Source organism: Variovorax sp. GW821-FHT09B05, from assembly GCF_059418265.1.
The window spans coordinates 395450-409403 of the sequence record NZ_JBWKPN010000006.1; the positions used below are offsets into that span (position 1 = coordinate 395450).

Sequence of the window (13954 nt, forward strand, 5' to 3'; positions counted from 1 at the left end):
CGCCTCTTCAACGAATCCCGAAGGCGGTCCCATGGACTCCCCATCCCGGGCGGCGATCGACGATCCGCGCCGCCGGCTCGCGCTCGTCGCCGCGGTCTATCTCGGCAGCTTCATCGCCACGCTCGACGTGAGCATCGTCAACGTCGCGCTGCCCACCCTGCAGCGCGCGCTCGCCACCGACCTCGCGGGCCTGCAGTGGGTGATCGACATCTACGCGCTGTGCCTGTCGGCCTTCATGCTCTCGGCCGGGCCGCTGGGTGATCGCTACGGCCGCAAGCGCGCCTGGCTGGCCGGCGTGGTGGTGTTCACCATCGGCTCGGCGATGTGCGCCATGGCCGGCACCCTGAGCACGCTGCTGGCCGGCCGCGCGGTGCAGGGCATCGCGGGCGCGCTGCTGATCCCGGGCGCGCTGTCGATCCTCGCCCATGCCTTTCCCGAGCCGGCGAGCCGCGCGCGCGTGATCGGCGGCTGGTCCTCTTTCACCGCGATCTCGCTGATCCTCGGGCCGATGCTCGGCGGCCTGCTGGTGGACCACACCGGCTGGCAGAGCATCTTCCTGATCAACCTGCCGATCGCCCTGCTGACCGTGGGCCTGGGGCTCTGGGGCATCCGCGAGACCTCGCACCCCGAGCATGCGGCGCTCGATCCGGCGGGGCAGGTGCTCAGCGTGCTGTGGCTCGGCGCGCTGACCTTCGGGCTGATCGCGGCCGGCGAGCACGGCTGGCTGTCGGGGCGCACCACGGTATCGCTCGCGTTGGCCGCGCTCGGGCTCGTGCTGTTCCTGGCGGTGGAGGCGCGCGTGCAGCGGCCTCTGCTGCCGCTGGGCCTGTTTCGCGACGCGCGCTTCTCGGTCACCAACTTCGCGTCCTTCGTGCTGGGCTTCTCGGCCTACGCGAGCCTGTTCTTCTTCTCGCTGTTCCTGCAGCAGGTGCAGGGCTGGTCGGCCACCGACACCGGCTGGCGCATGGTGCCGCAGTTCGTCGCGACCGGCATCGTGTCCTCGCAGTTCGGCCGGCTGTCGCGGCGCCACGGCGTCCACGCGCTGATGGTGGCGGGCTACGGCCTGATCGGCGCCGCGATGCTCGCGATGACGCTGCTGGCGGCCGACACGCCCTACGTGGTGCTCGCACTGCTGTTCGTGGTGCTCGGCGCCGGCACGGGGCTCGCGGTGCCGGCCACCAGCACGGCGGTGATCGCCTCGGTGCCGGCGCAGCGCTCGGGCATGGCCTCGGCCACGATGAACGCGCTGCGCCAGGCCGGCATGCTGATCGGCATCGCGCTGCTCGGCACATTGATGAGCGGCCGCGCCACCGCGCTGCTGGCGGCGGCACTCGAGCGCAGCGGCCTGCCGGCGGCGCGCGCGCAGGAGATGGCGGTGGCCGCCGTGGCGCGGCACGACACCGCCGCGCTGGGCGCGCTCGATCCTTCGCTGGCCCATGGCCTGGTGTCGGGTGCGCTGGCCGGCGGCTTCCATGCGGCCGTGGCCTGTGCCGGGCTGGCCGGCCTGCTGGCGGCCGGGCTGCTGCTCGGCGTCAGGCCGCGCACCGCCGCGCTGCCGGCCCGCGCCTGAGGAGCTTCTCTCCATGCCCGCCGCGCGCGTGCCGCTGCGCCTGTCCGCGCGTCGCCTTCCCGTTCTTCGTTCCCGGACCGTCATCAAGGAGTTGTCCATGATCCATCACGAACTCGGCCAGTGGCCGCTGGTCATCAGCGTGTCTTCGGGGTTGCAGACCCTCGAGGACATGCAGGTCTTCACCGAGGACTGGAACCGCTGGCTCGACCGTGGCGAGCCTTTTGCTTCGCTGCGCGTGTTCGCCGACGCCGACGCGCTGGTGCATCCCGAGGGCAGCGCGCAGAGCGCGAAGCAGTGGCTGCAGGCGCGCGGCGCCGACATCCGGCGCCATATGATGGGCATGGCCAGCGTGGTGCCGCCCGATCAATACGAGAAAATCCGCAAGATGAATGTCGAGAAGCTCTTCGGCGTGCCGGCCGACACCTTCGCGCGCACCGACGAGGCCATCGCCTGGCTCGGCGAGCGCGTGCTGGCGCCGCGCGGCCTGGCGCTCGACGCGGCCGCGGTGAACGCGGCCATCGCGGCGGCACGTGCCGCCGCAGCCACAACCTGAGGGAACCGAATGACGACGGGGCGCCGCACCATCACTTCTTCCACGCCCGATGCGGCGGACCCGTCACCGCCTTCGGAGGCGTCCGAACCGCGCCGCCGCGTCAAGGCGCCCGAAACCCGCGCCGCGGCGCTGATGGACGCGGCCGAGCGGCTGTTCATCGAGAAGGGCATCGCCACCACCAGCATCGACGACATCGCGGCCGGCGCGCAGGTGGCCAAGGGCACCTTCTATCTGTACTTCCCGTCGAAGGAGGCGTTGCTCGGCGCGCTGCAGCAGCGCTTCGTCGACAGCTTCTGCGCGCGGCTGCAGGAGGCGATGGACCGCCACCGTCCCGAGGACCACCATGGCCGCATCAAGGCCTGGGTCGAGACGGGGCTCGAGACCTACCTCGACAACGTCGCGCTGCACGACGTGGTGTTCCACGAGTACCGGCCCGAGGACCGGCGCATGCGCAACGACAACGCGGTCATCACGCAGCTGGTCGGCCTGCTCAAGCATGGCGACGCGGCCGGCGTGTGGGAGGTCGAGGACCCGACGCTCACGGCCGTGATCCTGTTCAATGCGCTGCACGGCGTGGCCGACGATGCCGTGGCCATGGGCCTCGCGACCGGGCCGGGGCCCGAGCGGCGCCGGCGTGCCAAGGCGCTCACGCGCTTCTTCGAGCACGCGCTGCGGCCCGATGACGACGATGGCGACGACGAGGCCGCCTAGTCGGTGAGCCCGTGCCGGATCAGAGCTTGTAGAAGCGCTTGATCGCTTCCCACGCGTCTTCGGGCGCGTCCACGTACTCGAAGAGCTTGACGTCGCCGGGCGAGATCACGCCTTCGTCGACCAGGAAGTCGAAGTCGATCAGGCGCTTCCAGTAGTCCGAACCGAACAGCACGATCGGCACCGGCTTCGACTTGCGCGTCTGCACCAGCGTGATCACCTCGAACAGTTCGTCGAGCGTGCCGAAGCCGCCCGGGAACGCCACCAGCGCCTTCGCACGCATCATGAAATGCATCTTGCGGATCGCGAAGTAGTGGAACTTGAAGCTCAGCGCTGGCGTGACGTAGGGATTGGCCGCTTCCTCCATCGGCAGCGCGATGGCCAGGCCGACCGACAGGCCGCCGGCCTCGTGCGCGCCGCGGTTGGCCGCCTGCATGATGCCGGGGCCGCCGCCGGTGCAGATGAAGAGCTTGTCCTGCGGCTCCTTGTTCTCGCTGTGGCGCGCGACCAGCTTGCCGAAGGTGCGCGCCTTCTCGTAGTAGTGCGAGCTGCGCGCCAGCCGGCGCCAGCGCTCGGCCGCGGCGGTGTCGCCGGCCTTGTCGGCCTCGACGATCAGCGCGGCGGCTTCTTCCTCGCTGCGGAAGCGCGCGCTGCCGAAGACCACGATGGTGTTCTCGATGCCGTGGGCGCGCTGCTCGATGTCGGGCTTCATCAGCTCGAGCTGCATGCGCACGCCGCGGGTTTCGCGGCGCAGCAGGAACTCGGGATCGGCGAAGGCGATGCGCGAGGGATCGGGATCGAGCGGCAGCCCCTTGTCGGCATGGGACTGGAGCGTGGCCCAGGCGTCGGCGAGGCGCTTGTCGTGAAGGTCGTGCGTGCTGTTGGTCATAAGGATGGGATTGTGCAGCGCGGGATTCGTTGCGTGCGGACGGGCCGCAAAGACAAAAGGCTCCTTGCGGAGCCTCTTGCGGGTGGTGGTCAGCCGGGGAAGGCGGCGCTCAGACGCGCTTGCGGTATTCGCCGGTGCGCGTGTCGATTTCGATCTTGTCGCCTTGCGAGACGAACAGCGGCACGGGCACTTCGAAGCCGGTGGCGATCTTGGCGGGCTTCAGGACCTTGCCCGAGGTGTCGCCCTTGACGGCCGGCTCGGTCCAGGTGATTTCGCGCTCGACGCTGGTCGGCAGTTCGACCGAGATGGCCTTGCCGTCGTAGAACACCACTTCGACGGCCATGCCGTCTTCGAGGTAGTTCAGGGCGTCGCCCATGTTCTCGGCTTCGACTTCGTACTGGTTGTAGTCGGCGTCCATGCAGACATACATCGGGTCGGCGAAGTAGGAGTAGGTGCAGTCCTTCTTCTCGAGCACGATCTGGTCGATCTTGTCGTCGGCCTTGAAGACCACTTCGGTGTTGAAGTTGGCGATCAGGCTCTTCATCTTCATGCGCACGGTGGCGCTGTTGCGGCCGCCGCGGCTGTATTCGGTCTTGAGCACGACCATCGGATCCTTGCCGTGCATGATGACGTTGCCGGCGCGGATTTCTTGAGCGATTTTCATATCAGGGTCTCTGGATGTAAGCCGCTCGGTGCGCAGGACTTCCAGAATCCGGGCAGGAGTGCCGGTTGGAAAAAGCCCCGCGGTACATGTCCCGCGGCAGGTTCAGCGGAGTGCATCTCGAACCCCCAGGAATTTCCCAGGATCCGGGCCGAAATCCGCAAAGCCCGCTATTTTAGCTTTTTCCGGCGACGAAATGCTGCAGTTGGGTCACGAGATCGTCCTGCGCGAGCAGGCGCTCGCGCCCTCGGGTCACGGCAAGACGCCATTCTTCGCCGATGTCGGCGAGCGACAGGGCCGCGTTGCCGAAGCCGTTCCAGGCGTGGTGGACGCGCCGCATCGAGGCCGGCGCTGCCAGCCAGTCGAGCCAGGCGTTCAGCTTCACGTGGTGCGCGTCGTCGTCCTGCGCATAGATCTGCCAGACCAGCGGCGCGCCGGCCCAGAGGGCGCGCACCAGCGAATCCTCGCCGCGCACGAAGTTCAGGTCGCAGGCCCAGAGCAGGTGGTCGAAATCGGGCTGGTCGAGGTGCGGCAGGTATGAAATCGATAGCGCACTCGCACGGCGGGGCGAGCGTTCGAGCCATTCCGTGCTCGAAAGGCAGGCCCTGACAGCTTCGGTCGCCCGGCCCGGCGTCACCAGCAGCCGGGTCGGCGTGCCGTCATCGGCCAGTTGCGCCAGCAGCGCGGCCAGGGCCGGCGGCTCGTAGCAGAACAACGACACCAGGCGTTCGCCTTCGCGCCAGGGCAATTGCCGTTGCGCGAGCCAGGCAGCGCGATCGAAGGCCGCGCGCCGCCGGGCCAGGTCCGGTTCGCGCAGCAGGCCGCCGGTGGCCGGGGTGAAGCCTGGATAGAAGAAGCGCTTGGTGAGCCCGGCGCCCGGTTCCCTGAAGACCGGCGAGGGCAGGCCATGCAGCCGCTCCACATAGGGTTCGGCCGAAAGGTATTCGAGGTTGATCCAGGCGCGCGGGGCACCGTCGGCGGCCGAGGCTGCGGCGAAGCGCGCGATCAGCGCGGGCGCCGGGTCGCAGCCGAAGGCCTCGATCAGCACCTGGGGCGCCGGCTCGGCCGCGGCCGCGCTCACCGCGGCCGGATCGCTCCAGTCGATCACGCGCACGCCCGCGCAGCCTTCGGGCGCCATCCAGGCCAGCGCGCTGGCGTCGTCGACCCAGAGCCGTACCTGTTCGCCGAGGCCGGCGAGCTGGCGTGCGAGCCGCCAGCAGACGCCGAGGTCGCCATGGTTGTCGATGACCTTGCAGAAGATGTCCCAGTCGCGTTGCATGGCCGCGAGTGTGCACCTTGCGCCTTTCTTCTGAATGGCCCTCGCGCGGGGCCGTCGCTATGCTGGCCGCACACCACAACCACAACGGAGAGAGCGAATGAGCCTGAAGAAGATCCGCGCCCGCCACCCCGGCGCCGCCTTGCCCGCGACCTCGCGACTGCGCACGTTGCGCAGCGCGCTGGCCCTGTCCCTCGCGCTCGGCGGCCTCGCCACGGCGGCGGCCCAGACGCTCACGCCGCAGCAGCAGCGCTTCCGCGAGATCTACAAGGAGCTCATCGAGATCAACACCACCCACTCGGTGGGCGACAACACGCAGGCCGCGCGCGCGATGGAAAAACGCCTGGTCGAAGCGGGTTTCGCGCCCGCGGACATCCAGATCCTCGAGCCCTTCCCCAAGAAGGGCAACCTCGTGATGCGCTTCAAGGGCGACGGCTCGAAGAAGCCGTTGCTGCTCTTGGCCCATATCGACGTGGTCGAGGCCCGGCGCGAGGACTGGAAGACCGACCCGTTCAAGCTGCAGGAGTCGGGCGGCTACTTCACGGCGCGCGGTTCCATCGACGACAAGGCCATGGCCTCGGCGCTGGTGTCCGTGCTCGGGCAACTGAAGCAGGAGGGCTTCAAGCCCAGCCGCGACATCATCCTCGCGCTGACCGCGGACGAGGAGCGCGGCGATGCGCTGAGCAACGGCGCCTTCTGGCTCATCAACAACAAGCCCGAGCTGCTGCAGGCCGAGTTCGGCATCAACGAGGGCGGCGGCGGCGAACTGCGCAACGGCAAGCCGAACCTGCATCGGCTGCAGGTGGCCGAGAAGATGTACACCACCTACATGCTCGAGGCGCGCGACGTCGGCGGCCACAGCTCGGTGCCGACGAAGAACAACCCGATCTACGCGCTGTCGGCCGGCCTGGAGCGGCTGGGCAACTACGCCTTCCCGATCAAGCTCGCCGACGTGACGAAGACCTATTTCGCGCGCAGCGCGCCCTTCGCCACCGGCCAGCTGGCCGAGGACATGCGCGCCATCGGCACCGGCAACCCCGACGCCGGCGTGCTCGAGCGCATGACGGCCAACCCGGCCTACAACGCCCAGCTGCGCACCACCTGCGTGGCGACCATGGTGCAGGCCGGCCATGCCGAGAACGCGCTGCCGCAGTCGGCCAAGGCCACGGTCAACTGCCGCATCCTGCCGCACGACGATCCGGACGAGGTCGAGCGCCTGCTGACCCAGGCCGTGGGCAACGACAAGATCGTGGTGCGCAACCTCGGCAAGCCGCTGCGCAGCCCGGCGTCGCCGCTGCAGGGCGACCTGGTGAAGACGGTGGAGCGACTGACCGAGCAGATGTGGCCGGGCGTGCCGGTGATTCCCGCGATGAGCACGGGCGCCACCGACAGCCGCTTCCTGCGCAATGCCGGCATTCCGATGTACGGCGTGACCGGCATGTTCCTCGAGCCCTCGGATGCGCGCGCCCACGGGCTGGACGAACGCATCGAGATCCAGCGGCTCTACGACGGGCGCGAGTTCCTCTACCGGCTGGTGAGCGAACTCGCGAAGTAGGCGTCGCCGGGCTTCGGGCCCGGATCAGGGCGTGAAGGTATCGCCGAGCACGATGCCTTCGCGCCGCGGATCGGCACCGCCCGTGAGCACCGGCTGGCCACCGACGTTGGTGCGGATGATGGTGCTGATGCCGCTGGACTGGGCGCCGAAGTTCACCGTGTGGCCCAGCGCGCGCAGGCCGGCGATCAGCGGATCGTTGTTGCCCGAGTTCGAGGTGTCGATGGCTGGGTGCTCGCCGCCCACGTTGGTGGTCACGCTGTTGGTGGCGCCGAAGTCGACCAGCGAGGTCGCCTGTTGCGCATCGAGGCCCCAGTCGAGCGCGCCGACCACGGTCTTCACCACGTACTGGATGATCGTGCCGCCGCCCGGCGAGCCGGTGCCCATCACGAACTCGCCCATGCTGCCGTCGGTGTTCTTCTTGAACACCAGGGTCGGCGCCATCGTGCTGCGCGGACGCTTGCCCGGGGCGACCCGGTTGGCGACCTTGATGCTCGGGTCGGTGGTGTCGTTCGGGTTGGCCGAGAAGTCGGTCAGCTGGTTGTTCAGCATGAAGCCCTGCGTCATGTGGAACGAGCCCAGCGTGCTCTCGACCGTGGTCGTCATCGTCACCACGTTGCCCTGCTTGTCGACCACGGTGAAGTGGGTCGTGCCATGCTCCTCGGTTTTGTCGATGCCCAGCGGCACGCTGCCGAGGTCGCCGGCCGCGGCCACGCCCATGCTCTTGGACAGGCTGATCAGGCTGGCCCGCTTCTGCAGGTACGGCTTGTTGAGCATCGTGTCGGCCGAGCCGCCGGGCAGCGGGATGAAGTCGGTGTCGGCCACGTACTTGTCGCGGTCGGCGTAGGCCAGGCGTTCGGCCTCGCTCACCAGGTGCACGCCCATCACGCTGGGCTTGCCGCCTTCGATGTCGATCGCGCTGGGCTTGTACAGGCCCAGGTTGAAGGTCTCGAGGATGCCGAGCGCCTGCACCACCGCGATGCCGCCGGACGAGGGCGGCGACATGCTGCAGACGTAGTAGTCACGGTAGGTGCCGCAGACCGGGTCGCGACGCTTGGCCACGTAGTTGGCCATGTCGGCCATGGTCGTCACGCCGGGCGTGATGGCCGAGCCGTCGTTGGCCGCGGTGGTGATGCCGATCTTGTCGACGATCGCCTGAGCGATGGGGCCGGTATAGAACGCGTTGGCGCCCTCGTTGGCGAGCGTGGTCAGCGTCTTGGCGTAGGCCGGATTCTTGAGCTTGGTGCCCAATGCCTTCGGCGTGCCGTCGTCGTTGAAGAAATAAGCCGTCGCGTCGGCGTCGCGCTTGAGGTTGGAGGCCGACGAGGAGATCGCTGCGGCCATGCGGCCACCGATCGGGAAACCATCGGAGGCCAGCGTGATGCCGTAGCTGAAAAGGTCCTTCCATGGCAGCTTGCCGTGGTCCTTATAAGCGACGTCGAGCATGCGCACGGCGCCCGGCGTGCCGACCGCGCGGCCACTGGCGCGCGCGTTGGGCTTGGGCAGTCCGCTGGCGGGATCGGTCTGCACCGCGTAGCGCAGGTAGTTCTCGGTGGCCGCGGCGGGCGCCATCTCGCGTCCGTCGTAGGCCTGCACCTTCTTGGTCTTCGCGTCGTAGTGCAGCATGAAGGCGCCGCCACCCAGGCCGCTGGACTGCGGTTCGACCAGCCCCAGCACCGCCTGCACCGCGACGGCTGCGTCGACAGCGCTACCGCCGGCCTTGAGGACGTCGCAACCCGCGCGCGTGGCCAGCGGGTGGTTGGCCACCACCATGTAGTTCTTCGCGTAGACCAGTTTGTGGCCGACCACGTAGCCCGAGGCCGGTTCGGGCGCGGCCGGATCGCCGGGGTCGCCCGAGCCCACCACCACCTGCGTGCCGCTGTCGCCGATCAGGCAGCCCTTGTCGGCTGCGGGCGGTGGCGGCGGAGTGTTGGCTGCGTTGATGGCGGCGATCGTCGCGATCAGCGCGGCGTTGTCCTGGCCGCCACCGCCGCCGCCGCAACCGGCCACCGTCAATGCCACCGCCAGGGGCGAGAGCGCCCACCAGGCGCGCGACTGGATCTTCTTCGTCATGGAGAGAGTTTCCCGAGTAGTTGTGTTGAAACGAGACGGGCGCTCCTCGCGCCCGCATCCATCATCAGCACATTTCATTCCACCCACCACGGGGTTTGCGCGCAGGCGCGCCATGGGGCCGCGCGCCGCGCGCCACAATAGCCGCCATGTCAGACGTGCATTCCGATCAACTGCTCAGCGAAGTGGCGGCCCTGCCGCAGCTGCCGGGCGTCTACCGCTACTTCGACGCCGGTGGCGCCGTGCTCTACGTGGGCAAGGCGCGCAACCTCAAGAAACGGGTCGCCAACTACTTCCAGAAGAGCCACGGCGGCACGCGCATCGGCCACATGATCTCGAAGATCGCGCGCATGGAAACCACCGTGGTGCGCTCCGAGGCCGAGGCGCTGCTGCTCGAGAACAACCTCATCAAGACGCTCAAGCCGCGCTACAACATCCTGTTTCGCGACGACAAGAGCTACCCCTACCTGAAGATCGCCTCGCACCAGTTTCCACGGCTGGCCTACTACCGCGGCGCGGTCGACAAGAAGCACCGCTACTTCGGGCCGTACCCGAGCGCCTGGGCCGTCAAGGAGTCGATCCAGCTGCTGCAGAAGGTGTTCAAGCTGCGCACCTGCGAGGACACGGTCTACGCCAACCGCACCCGGCCCTGCCTGCTCTACCAGATCAAGCGCTGCACCGGTCCCTGCGTGGGCCACATCTCGACCGAGGCTTACGCGCAGGACGTGGCGAGCGCCGAGGCCTTCCTGCGCGGCGACACGCAACTGGTGCTCACCACGCTCGAGCAGCGCATGACCTCGCATGCCGAGAAGCTGGAGTTCGAGCAGGCGGCCGAGCTGCGCAACCAGATGTCGGCGATCTCGCGCGTGCTGCACCAGCAGTCGATCGAGATCGCCTCCGACAAGGACGTGGACATCCTCGCGGTCAAGGTGCAGGGCGGCAAGGCCTGCGTGAACCTGGCCATGGTGCGCGGCGGCCGTCACCTGGGCGACCGGCCCTATTTCCCGGTGCACGTCGAGGATGCCTCGCTGATGCAGCACGGCGAGCTCGACAACGACGAGGGCGAGGGAGCCCCCGCCGTCACCGATTCGGTCGAGGTGCAGGTGCTCGAGGCCTTCATCGCGCAGCACTACATCGACGTGCCGGTGCCGGCCACTTTGGTGCTCAGCGAAACCGTGGGCCGCGAGCTGATCGAGGCGGTGTCGCTGCAGTCGGGCACGCGCGTGACGGCCGTGTTCCAGCCGCGCGAGCAGCGCCGCCACTGGCTCGAGATGGCCGAGAAGAACGCCAGCCTGCAACTGGCGCGGCTGCTGGCCGAGGAGGGCTCGCAGCAGGCCCGCACCCGCGCGCTGGCCGATGCGCTGGAACTCGCGAGCGAGGACCTCGACAACTTCCGCGTCGAGTGCTTCGACATCTCGCACACCGCGGGCGAGGCCACGCAGGCCTCGTGCGTGGTGTTCGAGCACCACGCGATGCAGAACAAGGAATACCGCCGCTACAACATCGACGGCATCACGCCCGGCGACGACTATGCGGCGATGCGCCAGGTGCTCCATCGCCGCTACGGCAAGCTGGCCGAGGCGATGGCCGCCGAGACCGAGGCGCTGCCGCCCGGCGATGCCGAGAGCGAAGGCGCCGAGGGTGTCGAGGGTGCCGCGGCGCCGGCCCGGGCCCGGGGCGCGCGCATGCCGGAGCTGGTGCTGGTCGATGGCGGCAAGGGCCAGGTGTCGATGGCGCGCGAGGTGTTCAGCGAGCTCGGCCTGCCGCTGTCGCTGATCGTCGGGGTCGAGAAGGGCGAGGGCCGCAAGGTCGGCCTCGAGGAGCTGGTGTTCGCCGACGGCCGCGAGAAGGTCTACCTCGGCAAGGATTCGGCGGCGCTGATGCTGGTGGCCCAGATCCGCGACGAGGCGCACCGCTTCGCCATCACCGGCATGCGCGCCAAGCGCGCCAAGGTGCGCGTGGGCGGCAGCCAGCTCGAGGACATCCCGGGCATCGGCCCGAAGCGCCGGGCCCGGCTGCTGCAGCGCTTCGGCGGCATCCGCGGCGTGGCGGCGGCCAGCGTGGAGGACATCGCCTCGGTCGAGGGCATCGCCTTCGACCTGGCCGAGGAAATCTACCGTGCGCTGCACTGAACTTGACGCCGCGGGGGGAGGCCGCCGGCACGGCTTTGCCCCCGTTCTCGAATCCATCGTTTTCGCGTGACACAATCGAGCGCATGTTCTGGACCCTGCCGACCATCATGACCTGGACGCGCATCGTCGCGATCCCCCTGATCGTCGGCGTGTTCTACCTGCCCATCGCCGACCCGATGCGCAATGTGATCGCCACGGTCATGTTCATCGTGTTCGCGGCCACCGACTGGCTCGACGGCTTCCTGGCGCGCAAGCTCAACCAGACCTCGGCCTTCGGCGCCTTCCTCGACCCGGTGGCCGATAAGTTCCTGGTCTGCGCCTCGCTGCTGGTGCTGGTGCACCTGAACCGGGCTGACGTGTTCGTGGCGCTGATCATCATCGGCCGCGAGATCGCGATCTCGGCGCTGCGCGAATGGATGGCCCAGATCGGCGCCAGCAAGAGCGTGGCGGTGCACATGATCGGCAAGGTCAAGACGACGGTGCAGATGGTCGCGATCCCGTTCCTGCTCTACGACGGGCAGCTGTTCGGCTTCATCGACACCGGCCTGTGGGGCCAGTGGCTGATCTGGGTCTCGGCCGTGCTCACCGTGTGGTCGATGGTCTATTACCTGCAAAAGGCCATTCCCGAGATCCGGGCCCGGGCCAAATGAGCGCCGCCTCAGCCCGCGAGGCGGGCTGGTTGCGGGCCATGCCCGCGGTCTTCGTGCTGATCTGGAGCACCGGCTTCATCGTCGCGCGCTACGGCATGCCGCATGCACCGCCCTTCAAGTTCCTGGCCGTGCGCTTCGTGCTCTCGTTCCTCTGCTTCGGCCTGTGGGTCGCGCTGGCGCGCGTGGCCTGGCCATCGACGCGGGCGCAGTGGGGGCACCTCGCGGTCACGGGCATCCTGATGCAGGCCGGCTACCTCGGCGGGGTCTGGGCCGCGGTGCGCGCGGGCATGGGCTCGGGGCTGGTCGCGCTGCTGGTCGGCATCCAGCCGGTGCTGACCGCGATCTGGATGTCCTTCAACGGCGGGCGCGTGTCGCCACGGCAGTGGCTGGGTCTCGCGCTGGGCTTCGCCGGGCTGGTGCTGGTGGTGTGGCGCAAGTTGGGCGACGGCTCGGAGGTCAATGCCGAGACCATGAGCCTGGCACTCATGGCGCTGGGGGCAATCACCGCAGGCACTCTCTATCAGAAGCGCTTCGTCGCGCCCTGCGACGTGCGCAGCGCCAGCGCGGTGCAGATGGCGGCGGCCGTGGTCGTGACCTTGCCGTTCGCGCTGCTCGAGCCCGCGGCCATCGCGTGGAACGCGCATTCGATCGGCGCGATGGCCTGGTCGGTGCTCGCGCTCTCGCTGGGTGGGAGTTCGCTGCTCTACATACTGATCCAGCGCGGCACCGCGACCGCGGTCACGAGCCTGCTCTACCTGGTGCCGCCTTGCACGGCCCTCATGGCCTGGCTGCTGTTTCGCGAGCAGATCACGCTGGCCACGCTGCTGGGCACGGCGCTCACGGCGGTGGGCGTGAGCCTGGTGGTGCGCGCGGCCCGCTGAGGCTCGGGGCTTTCGCCTAGCGCGCCGGCTTCCAGGGCTCGCCACGAAAGCGCTTGGCCAGGTGGTCGACCAGCAGCCGCACCCGCCGCGGCGTTTTCGGCCGCCAGGGCGCGATCCAGTGGATGTCGGCATCGGGCATCGCGTACTGCGGTAGCACCCGAACCAGCGCGCCCGAGGCCAGCTGCGGCGCGATGTCCCAGAGGCTGCGCAGCATGATCCCGTGGCCCGCCAGGCACCAGTCGCGCACCATCTCGCCCGAATTGCTCGACAGCGGCCCTTGCACCCGCACGCGCGCCGTGCTGCCGTCGCGGCCGTGCCGCAGCGACCACAGCGCGTACTCCTGCCGGTGGATCTCGCCGTTCTCGCGCGCGACCAGGCAGTCGTGCGTGGCCAGGGCCTCGACGCTGGCCGGCGTACCGCGGCGCGCGAGGTAGGAGGGCGCGGCCGCCAGCACGCGCTGGTTGCGCGCGATGCGGCGCGAAACCCAGTCCGAGGCGTGGCGCTGCTGCACCGCCCACAACCACAGCGCGCCGTCGTAGCCTTCGGCGCCCAGGTCGGGCAGGCGCTCGGTCAGTTGCAGTTCGATGCGCAGGGCCGGGTGGCCGGCCTGGAATTCCGCCAGTGCCGGACCGAGCCAGCGCCGGCCGAAGCCGAAGGTGGCGGCCAGCCGCACCGCGCCCGTGAGCTCGTTCTGGCGCTCGCCGAGCTCGCCCTCGAGCGCCGCGAAGCCTTCGAGCAGCTGCTTCGCATGCCGGCACACGGCCTCGCCTTCGGCCGTGACGCTGAGCCGGCGCGTGGTGCGGTCGAACAGCCGCTGGCCCAGCCGCGCCTCGAGCGCGCCGAGCCGCTTGGTGACCACCGAGGGCACGACGTCGAGCGCGCCGGCCGCGCCCGCGAGGCTGCCGTGTTCGCGGATGGCCAGCGCCAGTTGCAGGTCGCCGCGCTCCAGTGCCAATGAATTCATGCCAGAACGGAAAGTATGAATTGGCCGATTGTTGCTTGATGGACCCGG

The 13954-nt window shown here is 69.1% G+C and carries 12 protein-coding genes; 7 read left to right on the forward strand and 5 right to left on the reverse strand.

Translation table 11 applies throughout. From position 1 onward, the window contains the following. Positions 1 to 31 precede the first annotated feature (31 nt). From AC07RM_RS18555 to AC07RM_RS18565, 3 genes are all read left to right on the forward strand, one after another. A complete protein-coding gene (locus AC07RM_RS18555) occupies positions 32 to 1570 on the forward strand; it encodes an MFS transporter (protein WP_495335457.1) in 1539 nt (512 codons plus the stop codon). 97 nt (positions 1571 to 1667) lie between these two features. Continuing rightward, complete coding sequence (locus AC07RM_RS18560) at positions 1668 to 2123, forward strand: hypothetical protein (protein WP_093343048.1); 456 nt, start codon at positions 1668 to 1670, stop codon at positions 2121 to 2123. A 9-nt stretch (positions 2124 to 2132) separates the two neighbouring features. Next, complete coding sequence (locus AC07RM_RS18565) at positions 2133 to 2834, forward strand: TetR/AcrR family transcriptional regulator (protein ID WP_208512127.1); 702 nt, start codon at positions 2133 to 2135, stop codon at positions 2832 to 2834. Positions 2835 to 2853: 19 nt separating this feature from the next. On the opposite strand, the gene AC07RM_RS18570 is transcribed toward AC07RM_RS18565, so the two are convergent. From AC07RM_RS18570 to earP, 3 genes are all read right to left on the reverse strand, one after another. Next, complete coding sequence (locus AC07RM_RS18570; RefSeq protein WP_093343045.1) at positions 2854 to 3720, reverse strand: LOG family protein; 867 nt, start codon at positions 3718 to 3720, stop codon at positions 2854 to 2856. Between the two features lie 109 nt (positions 3721 to 3829). Then, entirely contained in the window at positions 3830 to 4384 is a 555-nt protein-coding gene (efp, locus tag AC07RM_RS18575) for an elongation factor P (RefSeq protein WP_007830687.1), read from the reverse strand. Positions 4385 to 4556: 172 nt separating this feature from the next. Continuing rightward, positions 4557 to 5660, reverse strand: coding sequence for an elongation factor P maturation arginine rhamnosyltransferase EarP (gene earP / locus AC07RM_RS18580; RefSeq protein ID WP_495335458.1), 1104 nt, complete (start codon positions 5658 to 5660; stop codon positions 4557 to 4559). Between the two features lie 97 nt (positions 5661 to 5757). Between earP and AC07RM_RS18585 the strand changes: the two genes are divergently transcribed. Further along, complete coding sequence (locus AC07RM_RS18585) at positions 5758 to 7212, forward strand: M20/M25/M40 family metallo-hydrolase (RefSeq protein WP_495335459.1); 1455 nt, start codon at positions 5758 to 5760, stop codon at positions 7210 to 7212. Positions 7213 to 7236: 24 nt separating this feature from the next. On the opposite strand, the gene ggt is transcribed toward AC07RM_RS18585, so the two are convergent. After that, positions 7237 to 9282 carry a gamma-glutamyltransferase gene (ggt, locus tag AC07RM_RS18590; protein ID WP_495335460.1) on the reverse strand — a complete coding sequence of 682 codons (2046 nt, stop codon included), beginning with the start codon at positions 9280 to 9282 and terminating at the stop codon, positions 7237 to 7239. Between the two features lie 146 nt (positions 9283 to 9428). Here ggt and uvrC point away from each other — a divergent pair, with 146 nt between their 5' ends. The 3 genes from uvrC to AC07RM_RS18605 all read left to right on the forward strand — a co-directional run bounded on the left by uvrC (position 9429) and on the right by AC07RM_RS18605 (position 12942). Next, entirely contained in the window at positions 9429 to 11411 is a 1983-nt protein-coding gene (gene uvrC, locus AC07RM_RS18595) for an excinuclease ABC subunit UvrC (RefSeq protein WP_490876155.1), read from the forward strand. 83 nt (positions 11412 to 11494) lie between these two features. Further along, entirely contained in the window at positions 11495 to 12061 is a 567-nt protein-coding gene (pgsA, locus tag AC07RM_RS18600; protein WP_057590401.1) for a CDP-diacylglycerol--glycerol-3-phosphate 3-phosphatidyltransferase, read from the forward strand. Next, positions 12058 to 12942, forward strand: coding sequence for a DMT family transporter (locus tag AC07RM_RS18605; RefSeq protein WP_495335461.1), 885 nt, complete (start codon positions 12058 to 12060; stop codon positions 12940 to 12942). The genes pgsA and AC07RM_RS18605 overlap by 4 nt, the downstream gene beginning before the upstream one ends. Before the next feature lie 16 nt (positions 12943 to 12958). Here AC07RM_RS18605 and AC07RM_RS18610 read toward each other — a convergent pair whose 3' ends face one another. Next, positions 12959 to 13906 carry a LysR family transcriptional regulator gene (locus tag AC07RM_RS18610; RefSeq protein ID WP_495335462.1) on the reverse strand — a complete coding sequence of 316 codons (948 nt, stop codon included), beginning with the start codon at positions 13904 to 13906 and terminating at the stop codon, positions 12959 to 12961. Positions 13907 to 13954 lie beyond the last annotated feature (48 nt).